We start from the raw sequence: 620 nt of genomic DNA on the forward strand, positions 1-620 counted from the left end.
CATGTAATATCAACAAGAGCTGATGTAAATATACTAGTACTTGATACAGAAGTATATTCAAATACAGGAGGTCAATCATCTAAAGCAACTCCTTTGGGCGCAGTAGCACAATTTGCGGCAGCAGGTAAGAGGTTTAAGAAAAAAGATTTAGGTATGATGGCAATGTGTTATGAGGATGTTTATATTGCACAGGTAGCAATGGGAGCTAGCCAAGCACAATTCTTAAAAGCTGTTACAGAAGCTGAAAGTTACCCAGGTCCATCACTTATCATAGCTTATGCTCCATGTATAAGTCATGGCTTAAAGAGTGGAATGTGTAATGTTCAAACAGAAATTAAAAATGCTGTAGAAGCAGGATATTGGCATTTATATAGATATAATCCTCTTCTTAAAGAAGAAGGAAAAAATCCATTTATCATGGATTCAAAGGAACCTACAAAAGATTTTAAGGAGTTCCTAAGAGGAGAAGTTCGTTATGCTTCATTAGAAAGAACTTTCCCAAAAGAAGCTAATGAGTTATTTGAAGCTGCAGAAAAGGATGCTAAAGACAAATACAAAAAATATAACAAATTGGCAACTAGCGGAATTTAGAAAATAGATTAAATTTAATAAAAAAATAT

At 33.5% G+C, this 620-nt stretch carries 1 pseudogene; it reads left to right on the forward strand.

Going from position 1 to position 620, the window contains the following annotated elements:
* A pseudogene (locus tag KPL44_RS25105) lies at window positions 1-591 on the forward strand (pyruvate:ferredoxin (flavodoxin) oxidoreductase); the annotation flags it as partial.
* Between the last annotated feature and the right edge of the window lie 29 nt (window positions 592-620).

The organism is Clostridium sp. DSM 17811, assembly GCF_018861905.1.
Lineage (GTDB): Bacteria > Bacillota > Clostridia > Clostridiales > Clostridiaceae > Clostridium_AD > Clostridium_AD frigoriphilum.